7 protein-coding genes and 1 pseudogene are annotated in these 26,976 nt (G+C 72.5%); all 8 read left to right on the top strand.

Features of this window, described 5'->3' with window-relative positions; all coding sequences use genetic code 11:
- Nucleotides 1-23 precede the first annotated feature (23 nt).
- The 8 genes and pseudogenes from KBO27_RS34865 to KBO27_RS24380 all read left to right on the top strand — a co-directional run bounded on the left by KBO27_RS34865 (nucleotide 24) and on the right by KBO27_RS24380 (nucleotide 26,968).
- Nucleotides 24-828, top strand: a pseudogene (locus KBO27_RS34865) (thioesterase II family protein).
- Nucleotides 800-2,389 (top strand): condensation domain-containing protein, encoded by a 1,590-nt coding sequence (locus KBO27_RS34695; RefSeq protein WP_210972218.1) that lies wholly within the window; start codon nucleotides 800-802, stop codon nucleotides 2,387-2,389. Before KBO27_RS34865 ends, KBO27_RS34695 begins: the two are co-directional and overlap by 29 nt.
- Entirely contained in the window at nucleotides 2,386-3,843 is a 1,458-nt protein-coding gene (locus KBO27_RS24405; protein WP_210972217.1) for a lyase family protein, read from the top strand. Before KBO27_RS34695 ends, KBO27_RS24405 begins: the two co-directional genes overlap by 4 nt.
- Nucleotides 3,840-4,775, top strand: coding sequence for a GHMP family kinase ATP-binding protein (locus KBO27_RS24400; protein ID WP_210972216.1), 936 nt, complete (start codon nucleotides 3,840-3,842; stop codon nucleotides 4,773-4,775). Before KBO27_RS24405 ends, KBO27_RS24400 begins: the two co-directional genes overlap by 4 nt.
- Nucleotides 4,765-7,020 (top strand): pyridoxal-phosphate dependent enzyme, encoded by a 2,256-nt coding sequence (locus KBO27_RS24395; protein ID WP_210972215.1) that lies wholly within the window; start codon nucleotides 4,765-4,767, stop codon nucleotides 7,018-7,020. The genes KBO27_RS24400 and KBO27_RS24395 overlap by 11 nt, the downstream gene beginning before the upstream one ends.
- Complete coding sequence (locus KBO27_RS24390; protein WP_210972214.1) at nucleotides 7,013-8,218, top strand: cytochrome P450; 1,206 nt, start codon at nucleotides 7,013-7,015, stop codon at nucleotides 8,216-8,218. Before KBO27_RS24395 ends, KBO27_RS24390 begins: the two co-directional genes overlap by 8 nt.
- Before the next feature lie 94 nt (nucleotides 8,219-8,312).
- Nucleotides 8,313-20,681 (top strand): type I polyketide synthase, encoded by a 12,369-nt coding sequence (locus KBO27_RS24385; protein ID WP_210972213.1) that lies wholly within the window; start codon nucleotides 8,313-8,315, stop codon nucleotides 20,679-20,681.
- Nucleotides 20,678-26,968, top strand: coding sequence for a type I polyketide synthase (locus KBO27_RS24380; RefSeq protein WP_281420862.1), 6,291 nt, complete (start codon nucleotides 20,678-20,680; stop codon nucleotides 26,966-26,968). Before KBO27_RS24385 ends, KBO27_RS24380 begins: the two co-directional genes overlap by 4 nt.
- Nucleotides 26,969-26,976 lie beyond the last annotated feature (8 nt).

The following is a 26,976-nucleotide window of genomic DNA, read 5'->3' as shown; positions in this document are numbered from 1 at the left end:
GACGAAGGGACACCGACCCCGACATGGCATCACCCAGCACCCCCGCCGGTTCGTGGTTCCGCCGCTTCCACCCGCGTCCGGACGCCGAGGTCGCGCTGGTCTGCCTGCCGCACGCGGGAGGGGCCGCGGCCGGCTACTTCTCCTTGTCGCAGCGGCTTTCCGGGGAAGCCGACGTCTTCGCCGCGCAGTACCCGGGCAGGCAGGACCGGCTGCGCGAGCCGTGCCTGCGGAGCGTGCAGGAGCTCGCGAGCGGGGCCGCGCCGGAGCTGGACCGGTTGATCGCGGGACGCCCCTTCGTCCTGTTCGGGCACAGCATGGGCGCCGCCGTCGCCTTCGAACTGGCCCTGTCGCGCCGGCGCGCCGCACGCCCTGGTCCTCTCCGGGCGCGGTGCCCCCGGACGGGGCGTCGACCGCGGGATCCGCTTCCTCGACGACGACGGCCTGATCGCGGAGGTGCGGCGGCTGGCGGGCACGGACAGCCTGGTCCTCGACGAGCCCGAACTGGTCAGGCTGGCACTGCCTTCGCTGCGCGCGGACTACGGGGCCGCCGAGACCTACGATGCCGGGCCCGGTGCCGTCGTGGACTGCGACGTCGTGGCGCTGACCGGCGACGGCGACGACCACGTCGGGATCGCCGATGCCGAGCACTGGCGCGAGCACACCACGGGAGCCTTCGAGCTCCAGGTCTTCGAGGGCGGCCACTTCTTCCTCAACGACCACGAACCGCGGATCGCGGAGCTCGTCGGCACCGCGCTGCGCGCCGCACGAGGGCTCGGCGCACCGGGAGGAGAGGACGACCGTGCGGGACCGATCCGCCCTCGGCGGTGACCGGCCGCCACCGGCCTCCTACGCGCAGGAGCGCGCCTGGTTCGCCGCTCGGCTCACCCACGATCCGCCGACGTACTGCGTGGTGGACGAGTTCCCGGTGCACGCGGATCTCGTCGCGGGCGATCTCGTCGCGGCGCTGGCGCTGCTGGCCGCGCGCCACGAGTCGTTGCGCACCGGGCTCCGCGTCGTCGACGGACGGTTGACGCAGGACGTGCGTGACCGGGTGGAATCGCCGGTCGAACAGGTCGACCTGAGCGGAGTCGGCTACGCCGACCAGGTCGAGAGGATCCGCGCGTTGCGGGAGGCGTTGGCGCGCAGGCCGTTCGACCTGGAGCGCCCGCCGCTGTGGCGCGCGGCGGTCGTGGAACTGGGGGAGGGGGCCTGGTCGGTGCTCTTCGCCGCTCACCACGCCGTCTACGACACCGCGTCCAGCTTCAACGTGCGCGCCGAACTCACCGAGATCTGCGCCGCCAAGCAGGAGGGGCGCGAACCCAGGCTTCCGCACCTGCCGTGCACCTACGGCGAACACGCCCGGCGCGAGCGCGCCCGCCTCACACCCGCGCGGCGCGCGGAACTCGCGGCCCACTGGCGCGAACGCCTCGCGGGCCTGCCACCCGTCCACACCGTTGCCCTGGACCGGCCCCGGCCGTCGACGCGCACGTTCCGCGGCGCCGAGGTGCGCGCCGCGCTGCCCGCTGACGTCCGCACTTCCCTGGCCGACGCCGCCCGGCACCACGGAACCCGCCCGGTGGTGCTGCTGCTCGCCGGGTACGTCGCTCTGCTGCACCACCTCTCCGGTTCCGACGACATCGTGCTCGGCCTTCCCGTGGCGGGGCGCGCCGAGGCGGCGACGCTGCCGATGGTCGGTGCCCTGGTCAACATGCGGGTGTTGCGCGTCGACGTCGCGGGCGATCCGGGCGTGACCGCGCTCGTGGGCCGGGTGGCCGCCGCGGTCGAGGCCGACGAGGCCTACGACATGCCGTTCCAGACCCTGGTCGAGCTGGTGGCCGGACCGCGACCACCCGGCGTGCCACCGCTGTACCAGCTCGCCTTCAACCACGATCCCGGCGGCGTTCTCGGTGCTCCCGTCTCCTCGTGCGAGGAGGACCTGCTGCTGGACCTCACCGACGACCTGGTCCGAGTCGTCTACGACGTCGCCCTGTTCGACCGCGCCACCGTCGAGGCGCTGCTGTCGGACTACCTCCGCCTGCTCGCCACGGCGCTCGACGCCCCGGACACCCGCCTGTCGCAGCTCGGTCCGAGCCGCGCCGTCACCGGCGTCGGGCCGAGGCGCGCCGCTCCGGTCGCCGCGGTCGCCCCGTCGACGGCGTGCGAGCGGGAGGTGGCCGCGGTGTGGCGGGACCTCCTCGGTACCGAAGTCACCGATGTGCACCAGGATTTCTTCAGCCTCGGAGGACATTCGTTGCAGGCCTTGAAGATGCTCGCGACGCTCACGGCCGCCTACCGCGCCGAAGTGTCGCTGCGGACCTTCTTCGCCGACCCGACGGTGGCCGGGCTCGCCACCGCACTGCGCCGCGAACATCAAGGGGGAACGGCATGAAGGTGACCGGCCGGATCGACGGCGTCCCCAGCGAGGTCTGGCACGAGGAGGTGCTCGCTCCGCAGTTCGCCTACGAAGCCGAGCACCTGCTCGGCCACTACGTCGCGATCGAGAAGGTCCTGCTGCTGGAGTACGTCCGGATGGACCTGGTCGACGCCGACGGGGCCGCCGCTCTCGCCGCCCGGCTCGACGCGCTGAGCCCGGACGCGGTGCGGGCCGACCCCGCGCAGAACATGTCCGACATCTCCTTCGCCGTGGAACGCCACGTGCAAGACGGCCCCGTGGCGCCCTTCCCGGCCTGGCACGTCGACCGCAGCCGCAACGACCTCCAGGCGTGCGCTCAGCTGATGGCCGCCCGCGAATCCCTCGCCGCCGTCGCCGACGACCTGCTCGCGTTCGCGCGGACCGTGGTCGCGCTCGCCGGTCGCTACACCGACACGCCCATGCCGGGATACACCCACGGCCAGGCAGCGCAGATCGTCAGCCCCGGCTTCCACCTGGCGGCGCTCGCCGCTGAGACGGTCGCCGCGCTGCGCCGCATGCTGCGCACCTACGACGAGTGCGACGCCTGCCCGCTCGGTTCCGGCACGATGGCCGGGCAGGAACTGCCGTGGGACCGCGACCGCATGGCGGGCCTGCTGGGGTTCGCGCGCGCTCAGCCGCACGCGTTGGTGGCCGTCGCTTCCCGATCCTGGGCCACGTCGATCGCGGCGGATCTCGCGCAGCACGCGGTCGCGCTCAGCCGCTTCACCACCGACCTCATGGACTGGGGCGGCAGCGACCGCGGTTTCCTCGACCTGCCCGACGAGCTGGCCGGCATCTCCGCCGCGATGCCGCAGAAGCGCAACTTCCCCGTCCTGGAACGGATCCGGGGCCGCTGCGCGCAGGTCGCGGGTCGTGCGGCCGACATCGTCGCCGGCCAGCGCAACACGCCGTACAGCAACACCGTCGAGGTCTCGAAGGAGGTCGGCGGCCAGCTGCGGGTCCAGGTGGACGCCATGCGCTCGGCGCTGCGCCTCGCCCACGCGGTCATCGCCGGGGCGAGCTTCCGGACCGATCGCATGCGCACCGCGTGCGCCGACGATCACCTCGGCGGGTTCACACTCGCCAACCGGCTCACCCTCACCTGCGGCGTGCCGTGGCGCACCGCCCAGATCATCGCCGGCCGCTACGTCAAGACCTCAGTGGAGCGGGGACTTCGCCCCGGCGAGCCGGATGCCGCCCTGCTGTGCGCTGCCGCCGCCGAGTCCGGCCACGTCCTCGACGGCGGCGAGGACCTCGGAGCCCTGCTGGCGGAGGCGTTCGACGTCGATCTCGGGCTGCGCGCGAAGCAGTCGGCAGGTTCCGCGCATCCCCAACGGGTGCGGGAACTGCTCGCCGAGCAGAGCGAGGAACTCGACGCCCTCGACGCGGCGTGGGCCGACAACGCGGCGCGCAGGAGGAGGTCGGCATGACGGAACCGGCACTCGCCGCCCGCCGCGCGGGCGTCGACCTGAACGAGGGCGCCGCCGCGGCCTGCGGCACGTTCGGCGAGCTCCTCCAGGGCGTCCTGCCCGACGGCACCGATTTCCTGGCCACGTTCCCCATCACCCACGGCACCCGCGCGTGGTTCCGCTACGACCGGGGCGGCCCGCCGCGCGTGTACCCCGCGAACCGGACGAAGTCGCTGGGGCTGGTCCGCGCCATGCTCGCCACCGGCGACGCGGCCGGTGGCGGCACCCTGATCCTCGACAGCGACCTGCTCGTCGGCAAGGGCCTCGCCAGCTCCTCCGCCGATCTGGTCGCCACGGCACGGGCCGTCGGCGGCGTCCTCGGACTGGACGTCTCGCCCTCGGGCGTCGAGGACTGGCTGCGTCCGATCGAGCCGACCGACGGTGTCATGCACCCCGGTGTCGTGCTGTTCGACCACCGGAGGGTCCGGCTCCGCACCCGGCTCGGCAGCGTGCCACCCGCGACCGTCGTCGCCGTGGACGAGGGCGGCCTGGTGGACACCGTCGCCCACAACCGGCGCGGCCGGCGGGTCTCACCGGCGCTGGCCGTCGAATACGCGCGTCTCGCCGACGACCTCACCACCGCCGTGGGTGCTCAGGACCTGGCCGCCGTCGGCGCCGTCGCCACCCGCAGCGCCGTGCTCAACCAGCGGTGGCTGCCCAAGCGCAACCTCGACGCCCTGATCCGGATCGCGGGCGAACTCGGCGCCGCCGGTGTCGTGTGCACCCACAGCGGGACCATGGCCGGGCTCCTGCTGGACGCCGGCGACCCCGGCCACGCCGACGCGCTCACCGCGGCGCGCGCCGCCTGCGCACGACTGCCCGGCACCACGTCCGTCTACCGGTCCGCCCCCGTCCCGTTCGGCACCGTCCCTGGGAGCACGCATGCGTTATGACACCCTCGTCGACGCCATCGGCAACACGCCGGTGGTCCGGCTGCAGGCGGACGCAGCGGAGGGCGTGGAGGTCTACGCCAAGCTGGAGCTGCAGAACCCGTACGCCATGAAGGACCGGGTCGCCCGCCGCATGATCCTCGAAGCGCGCCGCACGGGAGCGCTGGCGGAAGGCGCTCCCATCGTGGAGAGCTCGTCGGGCACCATGGCGCTGGGCCTCGCACTGGTCGGGACCCGTCTCGGGCATCCCGTGCACATCGTCACCGATCCGCGCATCGATCCCGTCACCCGCGCCAAGCTGGCGGCGATGGGCTGCACGGTCCACACCGTCGAGGCGATGACGTCCGAAGGATGGCAGGGCGCCCGGCTGGAACGCCTCGCGGACCTCCTGCGCGAGCTGCCCGGTGCGTACTGGCCGCGCCAGTACGGCAATCCCGAGAACCCCGCCGCTTACCGGAGCCTGGCCGACGAGCTGGTCACCGACCTGGGGACGCTGGACGTCCTGGTCGGCTCCGTCGGCAGCGGTGGGTCGCTGTGCGGCACGTCCGCGGCGCTGCTCGAACGCTTCCCGGAGCTCAAGGTCGTCGGGGTGGATTGCGTCGGCAGCGTCCTGTTCGGCCAGCCCGATCTGGCGACGCGCAAGCAGAGCGGCCTCGGCAACAGCCTGTTCCCCGACAACCTCGACTACCGGCTCTTCGACGAGGTGCACTGGCTCTCCGACGACGAGGCGTTCGACGCAACCCGGCGCCTCGCGCGGGAGCAGCAGATCTTCGCGGGCAACACGTCCGGCTCGGTCTACCGCGTGCTGACCCACCTGGCCGCCCACGCCGAGCCCGGCACGCGACTGGTCGGCATCATGCCGGACCGCGGTGACCGCTACGCCGACACCGTCTACCGGCACGAACCCGCCGGACCGATCGCGGTGGAGCCCGCGCGGGTGCCGTTCGGCACGACCGTGACCGGTTGGTCGTACGCGTCGATCCCGCGCGATGGGCGCCGAACGATGGTGTTCGTGGAGTCGAACACCACCGGCACGGGCATGCTCGCGCTGCGCACCGCGACCCGGCTCGGCTTCGCGCCCGTCCTGGTGACCCGCGACCCCGGCCGTTACGGCGAGCTGGCGGCGACCGGCTGCGAGGTCATCACCTGCGACACCGAGGACGAGGCGGCCGTGCTGGCCGCGATCGGCTCGCGCGCGGTCGGCGGCGTCACCACGACCAGCGACTTCTACCTGGGGCACGCGGCCCGCCTCGCCGAGGCACTAGGCGTGCCCGGCAAGTCGGCCGAGGCGGCCGCCGCTTGCCGGAACAAGGAGCTCACCAGGACGGCCCTGCGGGACGCGGACGTGCCACAGCCCGCGTTCACCGTCGCCGAGGACACCGCGGGGGTCGGCGAGGCGGTGGCGGCGGTCGGCGTGCCCTGCGTCGTCAAACCGGTCGACGGATCCGGCTCGCAGAACGTGCTGTGGTGCGCCGACGAGGCGACCGCTGAGGAGCACGCGGCACGCGTGCTGGCCGTCACCGAGAACGCGCGAGGACAGCGGAGTCCTGGACGGGTCCTCGTCGAGGAGTTCGTGGAAGGTCCCGAGTTCAGCGTGGAGATGTTCTGCACCGGCGGCGAAGCCGTGTGCGTGGGGGTCACGCAGCGGACCACGACCCCGTTGCCCCACTTCGTCGAGACGGGGCACCTGTTCCCGGCAACCCTCGCTCCGGCGCAGCGGGAAGAGCTGGCGGAAGTCGCCCGGCAGGCGCTCAAAGCCGTCGGGTTCGGGCACGGCCCGGCCCACGTCGAGACGCGGCTGGCGGCGTCGGGGCCGGTCGTCATCGAGATCAACGGGCGGCTCGCCGGTGGCATGATCCCCGAGCTCATCCGCACCGCGACCGGAATCGACCTGCTGGAACAGCAGATCCGCGCGACCGCGGGACTTCCCGTGAACCTCGAAGCGCAGCGCCACCGGCACGCGGGCCTGCGCTTCCTCACCGCGGGAGAGGCGGGCCGGTTGACGGCGGTCGCCGGCACCGACGACGCCGCACGGGTTCCCGGTGTGGTGACCGTGCACGTCACCGGAGCGTCCGGCCGCGCCGTCCGGCCGCCGAGGGACGCCTACGACCGGCTCGGCCACGTCATCGCGGTCGGGGACACGGCACAGGAAGTGGCCACGTCACTGGAAGAAGCCGCGGCGCTACTGCGCGTGGAGACCACACCGGACACCGACGACCGCCAGATGAGGAACGACCACCATGGATGAGTTCACGTACACCGTCAGCACGCCGGCGCCGCCCCGTGCGCCGGGCTGCCCCTTCGACCCGGCGGCGGAACTGCTGGAGGCCCGCGAGCACGGCCCGATCATCCCCTACGAGTTCCCCGGCGGACGGCCTGGCTGGCTGATCACCGGGTACGACCTGGTCAGGTCCGTGCTGGCCGATGTGCGGTTCAGCGCCCGCAAGGACCTCATGCGCCATCCGACCCTCGACTACGGGGACGTCGAGATCCCGCCCGCCTCGCCGGGCGAGTTCCTCTTCATGGACGGCGCCCAGCACCGCCGTTACCGAAAAGCGCTCATGGGCAAGTTCACGGTGCGCCGGATGCGGCTGCTCACCGAACGCGTGGAGGAGATCACCGCCACCCACTTGGACGCCATGGAGAAGGCCGGGCCCGGGGTGGATCTGGTGACGGCGTTCGCGAAACCCATTCCCGCCACGGTCATCTCCGAGCTCCTCGGTGTGCCGGAAGCGGACCGCAACACCTTCCAGCAGCAGGTCGACTCGTTCCTCAACGGTGAGGGCGACGAGGAGAGCCTGATCCTGGGCTACGCGGCGACGATGGAGCACATCGCCGAACTGGTGGCCGCCAAGCGCGCGAACCCCACCGACGACATCCTCGGCGATCTCATGGACAGCGATCTGGACGACGAGGAACTGAAGGGGATGGCCCTGCTGCTGCTGGCGGCCGGGCTCGACACCACGACGAACATGCTGGGCCTCGGTTCCTTCGCGCTCCTGCAGCACCCGGAACAGCTGGCCGAGCTGCGCGACGACCCTTCGGTCACCGATCGGGCCGTGGAGGAACTGCTGCGCTACCTGACCGTCGCCATGACCTTCATGCGAACGGCACTGGAAGACGTCGAGCTGGGCGGGCAGACGGTCAAGGCCGGTTCGCCGGTGATCCTCTCGTACAACACCGCCAACCGTGATCCGGAGCGTTTCACCGAGCCGCACGTGCTCGACTTCCACCGCGAGGCCGCGGGGCACGTGGCTTTCGGCTACGGCATCCACCAGTGCCTGGGTTCGCAGCTGGCTCGCGTGGAGATGCGGGTCGCGTTCCGCGCGCTGCTCGACCGCTTCCCCACGCTGCAGCTGGCGGTACCGGCCGAGGAGGTCTCGCTGCGCCCGGAGAGCGCCGACATCTACGGCGTGAAGAGCCTGCCCGTGACCTGGGACGTGTGAGCGTAACGGCGGCATCGCCGGATGTTCTGAACGGCCGGAAGACCAACGATGAGGGTCGGTGATCACTGGACGCGAGAAATGGGTCGCGATGGATATGGCTGCGGAAGATGCCGGGTTCGCCGCAGGGCAGCCCGTCGACCCGGACACGACTATGGCCGTCGTCGGGATCTCGTGCCGATTCCCCGGTGCCGAGGACCCGCAGCGGTTGTGGCGGTTGCTCGCCGAGGGCGGGAGCAGCGTCTCCGAGGTGCCGGCCGGTCGCTGGTCCGGCCCCGCCGCCGAGGGAGCGCCCCGCTGGGGTGCGTTCCTGGAGCACCCCGAGGAATTCGACGCCGCGTTCTTCGGCATCTCCCCGAGGGAAGCGCCGTACGTCGATCCGCAGCAGCGCCTCGCGCTGGAACTCGGGTGGGAGGCGCTGGAGAACGCTCGCATCGCACCGGGCCGGGTGCGCGGCACCCGCCTCGGCACGTTCGTCGGCGTCTCGAACGACGACTACGCCCAGCTGATCTCCTCGCACGCCCACGCGCTCGCCACCGAGCACGCCCTGACGGGTGTGCAGCGCGGCGTCATCGCCAACCGGATCGCCGCCTTCCTCGGGGCGCGCGGCCCCAGCATCACCGTCGACTCCTCCCAGTCCTCTTCGCTGGTGGCGTTGCACTTGGCCTGCGGGAGCCTGCGCGCCGAGGAGTCCGACATCGCGCTCGTGTGCGGGGTCAACCTGCACCTGCTGCCGCAGAGCGTGCTGCTCGCCTCCCGGCTGGGAGCCCTGTCCCCGCAGGGGCGCTGCTTCACCTTCGACGAGCGGGCCGACGGCTACGTGCCGGGCGAGGGCGGCGGCGCCGTCGTGCTCAAGCGCCTGCGCACCGCCCTCGCCGACGGCGACCGAGTCCTGGCCCTGGTACGGGGCAGCGCCACCACCAACGACCCGGACGGCGACACCCTCACGACACCGACCGCCGCCGCGCAGGCCGAGACCCTCAGCCGCGCCTACCGGCAGGCGGGCATCGCCCCGGACGCCGTCGACTACGTCGAACTGCACGGCACCGGGACCCCCACCGGGGACCCCGTCGAGGCCGCCGCTCTCGGGGAGGTCATCGGCAGCCGCCGTCCCGCCCACCGGCCCTTGGCAGTGGGTTCGGTGAAGACCAACATCGGTCACCTCAGCGGCGCGGCCGGAATCGCCGGGTTCATCAAGACCGTGCTCGCCCTGGCACATCGGCAACTGCCCGCCAGCCTGAACTTCGACACCCCGCACCCGCGGATCCCGTTGGAGGAGCTCAACCTCCGCGTCCAGCGGCGTCTCGGCCCGTTGTCCGACGGGCCGCTCGTGGCGGGTGTGAGCTCGTTCGGCATGGGCGGTACCAACTGCCACGTCGTGCTGAGCGACTGGCGGCCCGATCCGGAACCCGAGCAGTCCCCATCGAGTCCGCCCGTCGTGCCATGGCTGCTGTCCGGACGGAGCGAGGAGGCCCTGCGGGACGTCGCGTCGAGGCTCGCGGACAGCGGGGTCGAGCACGACCCCGCGGAGATCGCCTCGTCGCTGGTCTCCACCCGCACCGCCTTCGAACACCGTGCCGCGATCGTGTCGGGTTCACGGGACGACCTCGTCGCCGGGGCGCGTGCGCTGGCTGACGGAGGTACCGCACCCGATGTCCTGACCGATGTGCCGGACGACGTCACCGTGGTGTTCTCGGGTGCGGGGCCGGAACGCGGAGAGGGACTGGCTCGTTTCCCCGCCTTCGCCGAGGCGCTGTCCGAGGTGTGCGCGGTCTTCGACGACGTGGCCGCGGAGATCGCCGACGAGGCCGGGCTGCCGGAAGAGGCGCGGGAGCGCTCCGGGGTGGTGCGAGGGGACTTCGGCGCGCGGGTGTGGCGAGCGATCGAGGAAGGCCCCGGGAACGCGGAGCCCCTCCGGGCCGACGCGGAGTCGTTCGCGTTCGGCGTCGCGGCGTGGCGGTTGGCGTCTTCGTGGGGCGTGGTCCCGTCGGCGGTCAGCGGGTACTCGGCGGGGGAACTGCTCGCCGCCCACGTGGCCGGCGTGTGGTCGTTGCGGGACGCGGCGCGGTTGGTGCTGGCGCGTGCCTGGTCGACGGAACCGGAAGCGTTCGGCCGGGTGCTCGTGTCGGTCGAGTTCGCCGAAGCCCTGGTGCCCGTGACCACTCCTGGCACCGGACGGGTCGTCGAGCCGGAGTCGTTGCGGGACAACGCTCACTGGACCGCTCCATCTGCGGCGGGCTCCGCCGTCCCGGCGTTCCTGGAGATCGGCCCGGCGACGTCCCTCACCACGCTGATCCAGGCGCTCGCGTCGCTGTGGATCCGGGGAGACGACGTCGACTGGGAGCCCCTGCTGGGGAGCGGGCGGCAGGTGGATCTGCCGACGTACCCGTTCCAGCGCCGGCGCTTCTGGCTCGACGTGGACGGTCCGGCCGAGGACGCCCCGGCGCCCGCGAGCGGCTCGGCGGCAGCTCCCAGCGCCGAGATTCCCGAGCTGCTCGCACTCGTGCGGGAGCAGGCGGCTCTCGTCACGCGGGAAACCGCCCCCGTCGACGTGACCTCGACGTTCAGGGAACTCGGTTTCAGCTCGCTGATGACCGAGGAACTCGCGGCGAAGCTCGCCGCCCGCACCGGGCTCTCCCTCACCGCGGGAGCGGTCTTCGGCCACCCGACGCCCGCGGCGCTGGCCGAGCACCTGCGCGATCTGCTCACCGGCACCGAGACGACCCCGGACATCCGTGAACGGCAGGTGACGGACGAACCGTTGGCGATCGTCGGCATGGCCTGCCGCTATCCGGGCGGCATCGACTCGCCGGACGCGCTGTGGGACTTCGTGGCCTCCGGCGAGGACGCGATCGGGGAGCCGCCCACCAACCGCGGCTGGGACCTCGCGTCCGGTGGCCACGCGCAGGTCGGCGGATTCCTCCACAGCGCGGGCGATTTCGACGCCGGGTTCTTCGGGATCTCGCCGCGGGAGGCGTTGGCGATGGATCCGCAGCAGCGGTTGCTGCTGGAGACGTCGTGGGAGGCGTTGGAACACGCGGGTCTCAATCCGTCGGGTCTGCGCGGTTCGGCCACCGGCGTCTACGTCGGTGCCACCACGCAGGATTACGGTCCTCGCGCGCACCGCGCGCCCGACCACCTCACCGGATACCTCCTCACCGGTGGCACCCCGAGCGTGCTGTCGGGCCGGGTGGCGTATTCGCTGGGTCTTGAGGGTCCGGCGGTGACGGTGGACACGGCGTGTTCGTCGTCGCTGGTGGCGTTGCACTTGGCAGGGCAGGCGTTGCGCTCGGGCGAGTGCGATGTGGCGCTGGCGGGTGGCGTGACGGTCATGGCCACCCCCGGCATGTTCGTCGAATTCGGCCGGCAAGGCGGTTTGGCGGCGGACGGTCGCTGCAAGCCGTTCTCGGCGGACGCCGACGGCACGTCGTGGGCCGAAGGCGTCGGCGTGCTGGCACTGGAGCGGTTGTCGGACGCGCAGCGCAACGGACACCGGGTCCTGGCCGTCCTGCGGGGAAGCGCGGTGAACCAGGACGGCGCGTCGAACGGCCTGACGGCGCCGAACGGCTCCTCGCAGCAGCGGGTGATCCGGGCGGCGTTGGCGAGCGCGGGGCTGTCGGCGGAGGACGTGGACGCGGTCGAGGCGCACGGTACCGGTACGCGGCTGGGCGATCCGATCGAGGCGCAGGCGCTGGCGGAGGCGTACGGGCGGCAGCGGCGACCAGGGCACCCGTTGTGGTTGGGGTCGCTGAAGTCCAACATCGGGCACGCCCAAGCCGCCGCCGGTGTCGCCGGTGTCATCAAGATGGTGCAGGCGATGCGGCACGAGACGTTGCCCGCGACGTTGCACTCGCACGAGCCGACGCCGCGTGTGGAGTGGGCGTCGAGCGGCCTCGCACTGCTCGCGGAATCCCGGGATTGGCTGGACGAGGGCCGTCCGCGACGCGCGGGCGTGTCGTCGTTCGGGATCAGCGGGACGAACGCCCACGTGATCGTGGAGGAAGCTCCGTTCGTCGTGGAGCCGGTACGTGGCGAGTCCTCGGCGGTGCCGTGGGTGCTGTCGGGACGCGACAGCGCGGCGTTGTGCGACCAGGCGCGGCGCCTGGCGGAATTCGTCGACGCGCGGCCCGAGACGTCCATCGTGGACATCGGAGCCGCTCTGGCCGGTCGTGCGGCGCACGAGCACCGCGCGGTGGTGGTGGGCGCTGATCATGGCGAGTTGCTCGAATCCGTTCGGGCGGTCGCTCGCGGCGCTGGGGCGGGGGCGGCCGGAACCGCCGAATCACGGGCGGTTTTCGTGTTCCCGGGGCAGGGTTCGCAGTGGGTGGGGATGGCGGCGGATTTGCTCGTCGAGTCGCCGGTGTTCGCTGCGCGAATGGGGGAGTGCGCGGTAGCTCTGGAGTCCTTTGTGGATTTCAGGTTGCTCGATGTCTTGGGTGATGCGGACGCACTGGAGCGGGTTGAGGTCGTTCAGCCCGTGTTGTGGGCCGTGATGGTGTCGTTGGCCGCGGTGTGGGAGTCGTACGGGGTCCGGCCCGCGGCGGTGGTCGGGCATTCGCAGGGTGAGATCGCGGCTGCTGTCGTGGCGGGCGGGTTGTCGCTGGAGGACGGCGCGCGGGTCGTGGCGTTGCGCAGCCGCGCCGTCGCCGCTGAGTTGTCGGGCCGTGGCGGTATGGCAGCCGTTCGGGCTTCTTCCGAGGAGGTGGGTCGGCTCCTCGGGGATCTCGCGGACGTGTCGGTCGCGGCGATGAACGGGCCCGCGACCACGGTCGTGTCGGGTACGCGGCAGGGACTGGAAGAGCTGGAAGCCCGATGTGGTGCGGAAGGCGTGCGGTTCCGGTGGATTCCGGTGGATTACGCGTCGCACTCTTCGCAGGTGGAGGCGCTGGAGGAACAGATCCTCACCGACCTCGCTCCGATCGGGGCTCGGCCTGCGGCGGTCCCGTTCTTCTCGACGGTGACGGGCTCGTGGCTGGGGGAGCAGGTCCCGGATGCGGCGTACTGGTACCGGAATCTCCGCAACCCGGTGCGGTTCGAAGAAGCCGTGCGCTCCCTTTCCGCCGAAGATTTCGGCACGTTCGTCGAATGCAGCCCGCACACCGTCCTGACCGAGGACGTCGAGCACACCGCGGAGTCGGCCGGCCGGGACGCGGTCGTCGTGGGTTCGCTGCTGCGCGACGCCGGTGACCAGCGGCAATTGCTGACGTCGCTGGGCGAGGCCTTCACCCGCGGCGTCGCTGTGGACTGGAGCACGGCTTTCGCGGACCTCGGAGCCCGCACCGTCGACCTGCCCACCTACGCCTTCCAGCGGCAGAGCTACTGGCTCGACGCGGACGCCGGGACCCTCGACGTGTCGGCCGCGGGCCTCACCCCCGCCCGGCACCCGCTGCTCGGTGCCGCCGTGCACACCGCCGACGGCGGTTCTCTGCTGCTGACCGGGCGGATCGACGCGCAGAACCACGCATGGCTCTACGATCACACCGTCGGCGACGTCGCCCTGCTGCCCGCGACGGCACTGCTCGAACTGGCCGTGCAGGGGGGAGACCGCTACGGCGCCCCGCACGTCGACGAACTGGTCCTGCACACCCCCTTGGTGCTGCCCGCGGACGGCGGGGCCACGGACCTCCAGATCACGGTGGCCGCGTCCGAGGGGCCGGGCCGTGCCACGGCCACCCTCCACGCACGTCCCGCCACCGAGGACGCGGCGTGGACGCTGCATGCCACCGCGACGCTCGGCCCGGCTCCCGCCACCCCGCCCGCCTCGGACTGGGCCACCAGCTGGCCACCTCCCGGAGCGACTCCGGTCGACACGGGCGCCCTCTACGCGGACCTGGCCGACACCGGTTACACCTACGGGCCCGCTTTCCGCGGACTCGGTCGCATGTGGACGGACACCGACGGGACCGTCTACGCCGAAGCGGAACTCGCCCTGCCGGAGCACGAGGGCGCCGGCTACGCGATCCACCCGGCCCTCCTCGACTCGGCCCTGCACGCCGTGCTGGGTGACGAGCTGCGCCTGCCCTACGCGTTCGGTGACGTCGCCCTGCACACCACGGGCACCCGTTCCCTGCGCGCTCGCATCGCGCGCACCGGACAGGACGACGTCACCCTCGACCTCGCCGACGCGAACGGGCGCCCGGTGGCCGCGATCGGTGCCCTCACCACGCGGCCTGCGGACGCCACCCGGCTCGGCGGTCCGACCGGCGCCGCCCGGTCGCTGTTCGCCGTGGAGTGGGACGAGCTGTCGATGAGCGACTCGCCGCCCACCGGCCGCTGGGCATTGCTCAGCGGTGACGGAAGTCCGCTCGACCTCGGCCTTCCCAGCGGTACCGCCACGTACCGGGACGTCGGCGAGTTGCGCGTCGCCCTCGACGCCGGAGCCGTTCCCGACGTCCTCGTCTGGCTCGTGCCGCGCACGGACGGCGACCCGGTGACGGCTGCGCACGCGCACGCGACGACGGCGCTGGACACCGCCCACGCCCTGCTCCTCGACGACCGGCTGACCGCTGCGCGCCTCCTCGTCGTCACCGAGGGCGCCACCGGGCCGGAGGCCGTGACCGACATCGCCGCGGCCACCGTCTGGGGTCTGCTGCGCACCGCGCAGACCGAAACACCCGGTCGGTTCGTGCTCGTCGACACCGACCGGCACCGGGAATCGTTGCGGCTGCTGCCTTCCACGACCGCTGGAGGTGAACCGCAGCTCGCACTCCGCGCCGGTCGCGCGCACGCGCCCCGGCTCACCCGCGCCACCGCAGCCGAGGCCGCCACCCCCTTCGGCTCGGACGGCGCGGTCCTGCTCACCGGTGCTTCCGGGCGGATCTGCGGTCTGCTCGCCAGGCGCCTGGTCCACGAGCACGGCGTGCGCAGGCTGCTGTGCCTCAGCCGACGCGGTGCCGACGCGACCCGCGAACTCACCGAGGAACTCACCGAAGCGGGCTGCGCGGTGACGAACCTCGCCTGCGACCCGGCCGACCGCGACGCCCTCGCCGCCGCTCTCACGACCGCCGGGGTTCCCGTCACCGCCGTGGTGCACGCCGCGGGCACGCTCGCCGACGGAGCTGTCACGTCCTTGACCGCCGACCAGCTCGCCACGGTGCTGCGGCCGAAGGTGGACGCCGCGTGGAACCTGCACGAGCTCACCCGCGAGGAGCCGCTGACCGCGTTCGTCCTGCTGTCCTCGGTCTCCGGGGTGCTCGGCACCTCCGGGCAGGCGAACTACGCCGCGGGCAACGCCTTCCTGGACGCGCTGGCGGCCCACCGCGCCCACCTCGGTCTCCCGGGGCAGGCCCTCGCCTGGGGCGTGTGGGAGCAGGACGACCAGGGCGGTGGCATGGCCTCGGGCCTCGACGACACCGACCGGGCGCGACTGGCGCGGCTCGGCGTGGTGCCGCTGCCGGAGGACGAGGCGCTCGCCCTGTTCGACAGCGCGGTTGCCGACCCGAGGCCGCAGCTGGTCCCGGCGAAGCTGGACGTGCGCTCGGTCCGCGAGCGTGCGGCGCGGGACGGCGTGCCGCCGTTGCTGCGCCGGATCGTTCCGCTGCCGGTGACGGAGGGAAGTTCCTCCTTCCCCGACCGTGTGGAAGCCCTCCCACCCGGTGAGCGGCACGGTCTCGCGCTCGATCTGGTGTTAACGCAGGCCGCGGCCGTCCTCCGGTTCGATTCACCGGAGCGGATTCACGCCACCCGGCCGTTCCAGGACATCGGTTTCGATTCGCTCGGCTCGGTCGAGCTGCGCAACCGCCTCAACACCGAGACCGGCGAGCGGCTCCCCGCGGGGCTGCTCTTCGACCACCCCACGCCCACCGCGCTCGCCACGTACCTGGTGGACCGGCTCACCGAGGCAACGGACGAGCCGGTGCGCGCGGAGCCCGTTGTGGAGGAGGCCGCGCAGGCGGCAGCAGCTGCCGACCCGGCCGAACCGGCCGACGACCCGGTGGCGATCGTCGGGATGGCCTGTCGCTTCCCGGGCGGTGTGACGGACCCGGAATCGTTGTGGGAGCTGGTGTTCACCGGCGGCGTCGGCATCGGCCCGTTCCCCACCGACCGCGGTTGGGATCTCGACGCGCTCTACCACCCGGACCCCGACCACCCCCGCACCTCCTACACCCGCGAGGGCGGTTTCCTCCACGGCGCGGGCGATTTCGACGCCGGGTTCTTCGGGATCTCGCCGCGGGAGGCGTTGGCGATGGATCCGCAGCAGCGGTTGCTGCTGGAGACGTCGTGGGAGGCGTTGGAACACGCCGGTCTCGACCCGTCGGGTCTGCGCGGTTCGGCCACCGGCGTGTTCGCGGGCCAGGTCTACCACGATTACGCCCCGCCCCTGGACCGGGCTCCCGAGCACGTGGAAAGCCTCATGCTGACGGGCAACACCGGCAGCGTGCTGTCCGGCCGGGTGGCCTACGCCTTCGGTTTCGAGGGCCCGGCGGTCACCGTCGACACGGCGTGCTCGTCGTCGCTGGTGGCGTTGCACTTGGCAGCACAGGCGCTGCGGTCCGGCGAGTGCGACGTGGCGCTGGCGGGTGGCGTGACCGTGATGGCGACCCCGAGCGCCTTCGTCCACTTCGGACGTCAGCGCGGTCTGGCGCCGGACGGCCGGTGCAAGCCGTTCTCGGCGGCCGCCGACGGCACGGGCTTCTCCGACGGCGCGGGCGTCCTGGCGCTGGAGCGGTTGTCGGACGCCCGGTGCAAGGGGCATCGGGTCCTGGCCGTGGTGCGCGGTAGCGCGGTGAACCAGGACGGGGCGTCGAACGGCCTCACCGCGCCGAGCGGTCCCTCGCAGCAGCGGGTGATCCGGGCGGCGCTGGCGAACGCGGGGTTGGCTCCGGACGAGGTGGACGCGGTCGAGGCGCACGGCACCGGCACGACCCTCGGCGACCCGATCGAGGCGGATGCCCTGCTGTCCACCTACGGCGTGCAGCGGAGCTCGCAGCGGCCGTTGTGGTTGGGGTCGGTGAAGTCCAACATCGGGCACACCCAAGCCGCCGCCGGTGTCGCCGGTGTCATCAAGATGGTGCAGGCGATGCGGCGCGGTGTGCTGCCCGCTTCGCTGCACGCCGATGAGCCCACGCCGCACGTCGACTGGTCTTCCGGCGGCGTGCGGCTCTTGGCGGAATCGCGGGAGTGGCTCGCAGATCGTCCGCTGCGTGCGGGGGTGTCGTCGTTCGGCATCAGCGGGACGAACGCGCACGTGATCATCGAGCAGGCTCCCGCTGCCGAGGAACCGGCAGGGCGTGGTGCGACTTCGGCGGTGCCGTGGGTGATCTCGGGCCGTGATGCGGCGGCGTTGCGCGGGCAAGCCGAGCGCCTCGCGGGCTACGTGCAGGCGCACCCGACTGAGTCCATGATGGACATCGGAGCGTCCTTGCTCCGTCGCGCGGTGCACGAGCATCGCGCGGTGGTGGCGGGCTCCGGCCGAGACGAACTCCTCGACGGGGTGCGGGCGCTGGCCGACGGTGCCGGTGTCAGCGGCGAGGTGCGCGGCGAAGGTGGCGAGCCGCGGGTGGCGCTGGTGTTCCCGGGACAGGGATCGCAGTGGCCGGGCATGGCGGTGGAACTGCTGGCCGAGTCGCCGGTCTTCGCCTCGCGGATGCGGGAGTGCGCCGCGGCGCTGAAGCCCCACGTGGACGTCCCGCTGCTGCGGATCCTGGGCAACGCGGAGGCGCTGGAGCGGGTGGAGCTGGTCCAGCCCGCGTTGTGGGCGGTGATGGTGTCGTTGGCCGCGGTGTGGGAGTCCTACGGCGTCCGGCCCGCAGCGGTGGTGGGGCATTCCCAAGGCGAGATCGCGGCGGCCGTCGTGGCGGGTTCTCTCTCGCTGGAGGACGGAGCGCGCGCGGTCGCGTTGCGCAGCCGCGCCATCGCCGCCGAGTTGGCGGGACACGGCGGCATGGCCGTCGTGCGCGTGTCGGCGGCACGCGCGCATCGGCTCGTCGCTGATCTGGCCGAGGTGTCGATCGCGGCGATGAACGGGCCCGAGACGACGGTCGCGTCCGGTACGCCGGCGGGACTCGACGCGCTGGAAGCCCGATGCGGTGCGGAAGACGTGCGGTTCCGGCGGGTCGCGGTGGACTACGCGTCGCACTCGGCGCAAGTGGACGCGTTGCGGGACCGGATCCTCGCCGACCTCGACCCGATCGAGGCGCGGCCCGCGGACGTTCCGTTCTTCTCCACGGTGACCGGTGGCCGGCTGGGGCAGGAGGTGCCGGACGCGGCCTACTGGGCGCGCAACCTCCGTCACCCCGTCCGCTTCGAGGAAGCCGTGCGGGCTCTCGCTGCCGAAGGAATCGGCGCGTTCATCGAGTGCAGCCCCCACGCCGTTCTGACCGGGGACATCGAGCACACCCTGGAGGTGGCGGGCCACGAGGCGGCCGTCGTGGGTTCGCTGCTGCGCGACGCCGGGGATCAGCGGCAACTGCTGACGTCGCTGGGGGAGGCGTTCGTCCGCGGCGTGCCCGTGGACTGGGCGCCGGCGTTCGCGGGAACCGACAATCGCCTCGTCGACCTCCCCACCTACGCCTTCCAGCACGAACGCTACTGGTGGGACGCCCCCGCCGTGTCCCGGAAGAGCACCGACGACAGCGGTTTCTGGGCGGCCGTGGACCACGACGACGTCTCGATCCTGGCGGAGACCCTGGACGTCGACGGCGCGTCCCTCCTCCCGGTCCTGCCCGCGCTGCGCGCCTGGAACCGCGATCGGACGTCGGCGGCCGAGGTGGCCTCCTGGCGCTACCGCGCGCGCTGGGTCCCCGCGACCATGCCCGGAGCCCCGGTCCTGAGCGGGACCTGGCTGCTGGTGGTGCCCACCGGCTCCGCCGGTCACGCTGTCGCGGACGCGATTCGAGACCACGGCGGTGACGTCGTCACCCTCGACGTCCCGGTGACCGAGACGCGGGGGGACATCGCCCGTCGACTGGACCACCGGCCGTACGCGGGAGTGCTGTCCCTGCTCTCCGCCGCCGACCACCCGGCGACCGAAGGCGGCGTCTCGCGCGCCGGCCTCACCGCGACCGTCGCGTTGTTCCAAGCCCTCCTCGACGCCGGGATCGACGCGCCGCTGTGGTGCCTGACCCGGGAAGCGGTCACGGCCACCGACGAGGACGCCAGGTCTCACCGCGACGACGCGGCGGCGCAGCACATGGTCTGGGGACTCGGCAGGATCGTCGCGCTGGAACACCCCGAGCGGTTCGGCGGCCTCGTCGACCTGCCCGCCCAGCCGGACACCCGCACCGGTGGCCTGCTCGCGGGAGTCCTCTCCGGCACGACCGGCGAAGACCAGGTCGCGCTCCGCTCGACCGGCGCCCACGTGCGGCGACTCGCCCGCACGTCCGGTTCGCGCCCGGCGTGGCGTCCGCGCGGCACCGTGCTCATCACCGGGGGTACCGGGGGACTCGGTGCCGCCGTGGCGCGCCACCTGGCCCGCACCGGTGCCGAACACCTCGTGCTGGCCAGCCGCCGCGGCCCCGACGCGCCGGGGGCCGCCGAGCTGCGCGCCGAGCTGGAGGCCGCCGACGTGCGCGTGACCATCGCGGCCTGCGACGTCGGCGACCGCGCCGACCTCGCCCGGCTGCTCGACGGCATCTCGCCGACGGCCGTGGTGCACACCGCCGCCGTCCTCGACGACGGCCTCGTCCAGGACCTCACCCCCGACCAGCTCGATCGCGTCCTGCGCGTCAAGGCCGACGGCGCTTGGCACCTGCACGAACTGACCCGCGACCTGGAGGCTTTCGTGCTGTTCTCCTCCGTCGCCGGCACTTTCGGCGCGACCGGGCAGGGCAACTACGCTCCCGGCAACGCGTACCTGGACGCCCTCGCCGAGCAGCGGCACGCGCTCGGACTGCCGGCCACCTCGATCGCGTGGGGCATCTGGGACGAGCGCGGCATGGCCACCGAGGACGGCATCGGTGCGATGGCCCGCCGCCACGGTCTGCCCGTCATGGCCCCCGAGCTCGCGGCCACCGCGCTGAGGGCGGTCACCGGTGACGGGGACCCGGCCGTCGTCGTCGCGGACGTCGAGTGGGACCGGTTCCACGTCGCCTACACCGCCACGCGGCCCAGCCCGTTCCTCGCGGACCTGCCCGACGTGCGCCGGCTCGCCGAGGCCGACGCACCGGCTGTCCGCGCCACCACACCGGCCGGGCGGCTGGCCGCGATGGGCGGCCGAGCCGAGCAGCAGGCCGCGCTCCTGACGCTCGTCCGCGAGCAGGTGGCCGGTGTGCTCGGCCACGCGGGTCCCGACTCGGTCGACCCCGCGACCTCCTACCGGGAGCTGGGGTTCGACTCCGTCAGCGCCGTCGAACTGCGCAACCAGCTCACCAGGGTCACCGGGCTGCGCCTGCCGTCCACCATCGTCTTCGACCACCCCAACGCCTGGCCACGTACCTGCACGGCGAACTCCTCGGCGACGCCCCGGAAGCAGCGTCCACGCCGAGCACCGTGGTCGACGACGACCCCGTCGTCATCGTCGGCATGAGCTGCCGATTCCCCGGCGACGTGGCCTCTCCGGAGGACCTGTGGCGTCTGCTGCAAGCGGGCGGTGACGCCATCACCCCGTTCCCGGAGGATCGCGGCTGGGACACCAAGCGCCTCTGGAGCGGTGAGGGCCCCGGAACCTCGTGCGCACGGGAGGGCGGCTTCCTGCACGACGCGGGTGACTTCGACGCCGACTTCTTCGGCATCTCCCCGCGCGAGGCCCTCGCGATGGACCCGCAACAACGGCAGCTGCTGGAGACGTCGTGGGAAGCGTTGGAGGACGCGGGAATCGACCCGACGACGCTGCGCGGCACCCGCGCGGCGGTCTTCACCGGCAGCAACGGTGGCGACTACCTCGCCATGGGGCCTGGCGCTCCCGATGAGGCCGTCGGCTACGCGGGCACGGGCAACATCGGCAGCGTGCTGTCCGGCCGGGTCGCCTACGTGCTCGGCGCCGAAGGACCGGCCATCACCGTCGACACCGCGTGCTCCTCGTCGCTGGTCGCCCTGCACCTCGCCGCCCGATCGCTGCAGCAGGGCGAATGCGACCTCGCCCTCACCGGCGGCGTCACCGTCATGTCCACACCGGGGATCTTCACCGAGTTCACCCACCAAGGAGGGCTCGCTCCCGATGGTCGCAGCAAGGCGTTCGCCGCGAACGCCGACGGGGCCGGCTTCGCCGAGGGCGTGGGCGTGCTCGTCGTCGAGCGGCTGTCGGACGCCCGGCGCAACGGGCACCGGGTGCTGGCGGTCGTGCGCGGAAGCGCCGTCAACCAGGACGGGGCGTCGAACGGTCTGACAGCGCCGAACGGTGTCGCTCAGCAGCGGGTCATTCGCGCCGCTCTCTCGGACGCGGGTCTGGATGCCGGGGACGTGGACGTGGTGGAGGCGCACGGAACGGGGACGAAGCTGGGTGATCCGATCGAGGCGGGCGCGTTGCTGGCGACCTACGGCCAGGGGCGGGACGCGGCTCGGCCGCTGTGGCTGGGATCGGTGAAGTCCAACATCGGGCACACCCAGGCCGCCGCCGGCGTGGCCGGGATCATCAAGGCCGTGCTCGCCTTGCGGCACGCGCGACTCCCGCGGACGTTGCACGCCGACGAACCCACGACGCACGTCGACTGGTCCTCCGGTGCTCTGCGGCTCCTGGCGCGGTCGCGCGACTGGCCGGACACCGGGAGCCCCCGGCGCGCGGGTGTCTCCTCGTTCGGCGTCAGCGGCACGAACGCCCACGTCGTCCTGGAACAGGGGCCGGACGAGGAGGTGGTGCCCAGCGGTGCCGTCCCGGACGGGGAGGTCGTGCCGTTGCCGGTGTCGGCCACATCCGATGCGGCGCTGCGGGAACAGGCCCGGCGACTGCTGCCGCTGCTCGACGGCGCGTCACCCGCGGAACTGGGGCACGCGCTGGCGACCACTCGTGCCCGCTTCGACCACCGTGCGGTCGTCCTCGGCACGAGCACCGCCGAGCGGCGCGCAGCGCTCGAGGGCTTGCGCGACCCGGCCGTCGTCCGCGGAACCGCTGTCTCCTCGGACGAGCGCGTGGTGTTCGTCTTCCCCGGGCAGGGTTCGCAATGGGTCGGGATGGCGGTCGAGCTGTTGGAGTCGTCGCCGGTGTTCGCCGCGCGCATGGGGGAGTGCGCGGTCGCCCTGGAGTCCTCTGTGGATTTCCAGCTGCTGGATGTGCTGACCGACCCGGTTGCGCTTGAGCGGGTTGAGGTTGTTCAGCCGGTGTTGTGGGCCGTGATGGTGTCGCTGGCCGAGGTGTGGCGCTCCTACGGCGTGGAGCCCGCAGCGGTGGTGGGGCACTCCCAGGGCGAGATCGCGGCTGCTGTCGTGGCCGGTGGGTTGTCGTTGGAGGACGGGGCCCGGATCGTGGCGTTGCGCAGCCGTGCTGTGGCGTCCGGGTTGTCGGGCCGTGGCGGTATGGCTGCCGTTCGGGCTTCCGCGGAGGAGGTGGGTCGGCTTCTCGGGGATCTCGCGGACGTGTCGGTCGCGGCGATGAACGGGCCCACGACGACCGTCGTGTCGGGTACCCCGGAGGCGCTGGCGGCGCTGGAGGAGCGTTGTGGTGCGGAGGGCGTGCGGTTCCAGTGGGTAGCGGTGGACTACGCGTCGCACTCGGCGCAGGTGGAGGCGTTGGAGGAATGCGTCCTTTCCGATCTCGCTCCGGTCGAGGCGCTGCGTGCGGTGGTTCCGTTCTTCTCGACGGTCACGGGTTCGTGGCTGGGTGAGCAGGTTCCGGATGCCGAGTACTGGTATCGGAATCTGCGGAGCCCGGTGCGCTTCGAGGAGGCCGTCCGAGGTTTGGTGAGGTTGGGCTTCCGGCACTTCGTGGAGGTGAGCCCGCATCCGGTGTTGACGCCGGGGATCGAGGAGGCCGCCGGGGACGTCCAGGTCTCAGTGGTGGGCACTCTTCGTCGTGATGAGGGCGGCCACGAGCGCGTGCTGCGGTCGGTGGCGGAGGCCTTCGTCGCCGGAGCACCGGTCGAGTGGGCCTACGAGGGCGTGGGCGCCCGCCGGGTCGAGCTGCCGACCTACGCCTTCCAGCGAAGCCGCTTCTGGCTTCGGCATCGCGGTGTCGGCGACGCCGCCGCGCACGGGATGGCGACCACCGGGCACGCCCTGCTCGGCAGCGGCGTCGTGCTGCCGAGCACGGACGGACACCTGTTCACCGGACGCCTGTCGCTCCACGACCAGCCGTGGACGGCCGATCACGCGGTGCTCGGCCGCGTCGTCCTGCCCGGCACGGCGTTCGTGGACATGGTGCTGCACGCCGCCGACGCGGTCGGCTGCGACCACGTCGCCGAACTGACCCTCGAAACCCCGCTGGTCCTGACCGGGACGGCGCAGATTCAGGTCCTGGTGGCCGCGCCCGGCGACGACGGCGACCGCGAGGTGACCGTCCACGCCCAGGACGATCCGGACCACGCTTGGACGCTGCACGCGCGAGCGATCGTGAGCACCGTCGCGCCGGAGGAACCCGCCGACCTGAGCAGCTGGCCTCCGGCGGGTGCGCGCCCGGTGGAGCTCGACGGTGTGTACGACCGGCTGGAGGAGGACGGTCTCGCCTACGGACCGGTTTTCCGCGGTCTGGAATCGGTCTGGCGGAGCGGGGAGGAGATCTGCGCGGAGGTGGCGTTGCCGGAGGGGGCGGAGGCCGCCGGGTTCGGCGTGCATCCTGCTCTGCTCGACGCCGCGTTGCACGCGTGGCTGGCGTGCGCGGAAAGCAGCGCTGTGCGGCTGCCGTTCCTGTGGAGCGGTGTGTCCCTGCACGCCACCGGGGCGACGAGGTTGCGAGTCCGCCTCACCCCGGGGGAGGACGCGATGTCCGTGCTGGTCGCGGACGTCGACGGGCGACCCGTGCTCACCGCTCGGTCGCTGGTGACCCGGCCCGTCAGCGAGACGACCTTCCCCGCGCCCCCGAGCAGCGGCCCGTCCCTGTACCGGGTGGACTGGAAATCGGAGACCGGCCCCGAGGTGGTGCTCGCGGTGGGTTCCCGGCTCGCGGTGCTGGGCGACACTGACGACCTCCCGGACTCCCACCCCGAGCTGGCCGGCTGCCACGACCTCGCGGCGCTGGAGCAACGCCTGGCCACCGGCGAACTCCCGGTGCCCGAGCAGGTTCTGGTCGAGCTGCCCACGCCGAGCGGCGAGCAGATGCCCTCGGCCGCCGAACAGGCCGCCCGGAACGCGCTGGCCCTCGTCCAGCGCTGGCTCGCCTCCGAACTGTTCCTCGCGTCCCGGCTGGTGCTGGTGACGCGCGGAGCGGTCGGCGTGCAGAGCGACGGCGTGGCCGACCTCGCCTCGTCCCCGGTCTGGGGGCTGGTCCGCTCCGCGCAGACCGAGCACCCCGGACGGTTCGCCCTGCTCGACGTGGATCCGGGTGGCACGACACCCGACGCCGTGCTGCGGGCCTTGGCCGTCGACGAGCCCCAACTCGCCATCCGGGGCGACGAGATCCTGATCCCACGACTGGTCCCCGACGAATCCCCAGTCACCGCCCGGGACGCCGAGCCGACGTGGCACCTCGACACCGGCGGCAGCGGAACGCTGGAAGGACTCGCCTGGGTGCCGGACACGACGGCGGTCGCCGATCAGGAGCCGGGCGAGTTCGAGGTGCGGGTCGAGGTTCGCGCGGCGGGGGTGAACTTCCGCGATGTCCTGGTGGTGCTCGGCATGTACCCCGACGCCGAGAACGCCGTGCTGGGCAGCGAAGCTGCGGGCGTCGTGACCGAGATCGGTTCCGGCGTCACGAGCGTCGGTGTCGGTGACCGTGTGATGGGCGTGTGGCAAGGCACGTACCGCTCGTCGATCGTGGTGGACGAGTGCACGGTCGTCGAGGTGCCTGCCGGGTGGAGCTGGGAGAGCGCGGCGTCGGTACCGGTGGCGTTCGTGACGGCGTACTACGCCTTGGTGGATCTGGCGGATCTGAGGGCAGGGGAATCGGTTCTCATTCACTCGGCCGCTGGTGGTGTGGGCATGGCCGCCGTGCAGTTGGCGCACCATCTTGGTGCCGAGGTGTGTGCGACGGCGAGTGAGCCGAAGTGGCCCGTGGTGCGTGGTTTGGGTGTTGCTGACGAACGGATCGCGTCGTCGCGGACGGGGGAGTTCGAGGGGGTTTTCGGTGGTGTGGACGTCGTTCTGGATTCGCTGGCCGGGGAGTTGGTGGATGCGTCGCTGCGCCTGGTTCGCCCGGGTGGTCGTTTCGTCGAGATGGGCAAGGCGGATGTGCGCGATCCCGATGAGGTTGCCGCGGCGTATGGCGGTGTGAAGTACCGGGCGTTCGATCTGGCCGAGGCCGGCGGGACGCGTCTCGGCGAGATCTTGCGCGAAGTCGTGCGCCTCTTCGACGCGGGCGCGCTGCAGCTGCTGCCGAACGAGGTGTGGGACGCGCGGCAGGCGGACGAGGCGTTCTGGTTCATGAGCCGGGCCCGGCACGTGGGCAAGCTCGTGCTGAGCATGCCCCGCGAGGGAACCGACGGGTGGGTCGTCGTGACGGGTGCTTCCGGTGTGCTGGGTGGAGTCGTCGCTCGGCATGTGGCCGCGGAGTGGGGTGTGCGCCGGTTGTTGCTGCTCAGCCGCCGAGGCCGGGAGGCCCCGGGAATGGCGGACTTGACGCGGGAGCTGGGCGCTGTCGGTGTTGAGGTGCGGGTCGCCGCGTGCGATGTGGCGGATCGGGACGCACTCGCCGAGGCCCTGTCCGATGTGGCGGGTGGTGTCTCCGGTGTCGTGCACGCGGCGGGGACTTTGGATGACGGGACGGTGGAGTCGTTGACCCCGCGGCGGTTGGCCGACGTGTTGGCCGCGAAGGTGGCGGGCGCGTGGAACCTGCATGAGTTGACTGCGGCGGAGGATGTTCGCTGGTTCGTGCTGTTCTCCTCGGCCGCTGGTGTGCTGGGCGGAGCGGGACAGGCGAACTACGCGGCCGGTAATGCGTTCGTCGACGGGTTGGCGGCGTTGCGCCGTTCGCAAGGTCTGCCCGGTGTGTCGGTGGCGTGGGGTCTGTGGGAACAGCGCTCGGCGATGACCGAAGGACTCGACGAAACGGATCTCACCCGCATGGCCCGCACGGGCGTGCTGCCGATGAGCACCGAGGACGGGCTCCGGCTCCTCGACACGGCCACGACGTCCGTGCGCAGTCTGGTGTTGGCGGCTCACCTGGACACCAGTGCCACCGAGGTGGACCTGTTCCGCGACCTGGCGCGTCGTCCGGCGCCCTCCCGCCGCCGGATGGCGGCGACCGCCGGCAGCGAACGAGGGCCGGACGGTGCGCCGCTGGCTCGTCGCCTCGTCGGACTCAGCGAGGAAGAACGCCGACGCGTGGTGCTGCGAGCCGTGTGCGAGCAAGCAGCAACGGTGCTCGGACATTCTTCGGCCGCGTCGATCCCCGTCGAACAAGGCTTCCTCCACATGGGGTTCGACTCGCTGACCGCCGTGGAACTGCGCAACCGGCTCAACACCGAGACCGGACTGCGATTGCCCGCGACCCTCGTCTTCGACCACCCCGACCCGGCTCGCCTCGCCGACCACCTCGCCGCGGAGCTGACGCCGACCTCCACGGCCGACACCTCCCCGAGCGCCGAGCTCGACCTGCTGGACACGGCGTTGCGCGACCCGTCCGCCGCGGACGACGCCACCCGCGCTCTGGTGGCCGCCCGGCTCCAGAGCCTCCTGGCCCGGTGGACCGTCGCACCCGGCGACGGATCCGACGACGTGGCCGAGAACCTGGAATCGGCCGGGGCGGACGAGCTCTTCGACTTCATCGACCAGCAATTCGGCTCGGACTGACGCCCCTT

The organism is Saccharopolyspora endophytica (genome assembly GCF_018070075.1).
GTDB lineage: Bacteria > Actinomycetota > Actinomycetes > Mycobacteriales > Pseudonocardiaceae > Saccharopolyspora > Saccharopolyspora endophytica.
Note: the sequence above shows the minus strand (reverse complement) of the source record. Positions and strands in the feature narration are given on the sequence as shown.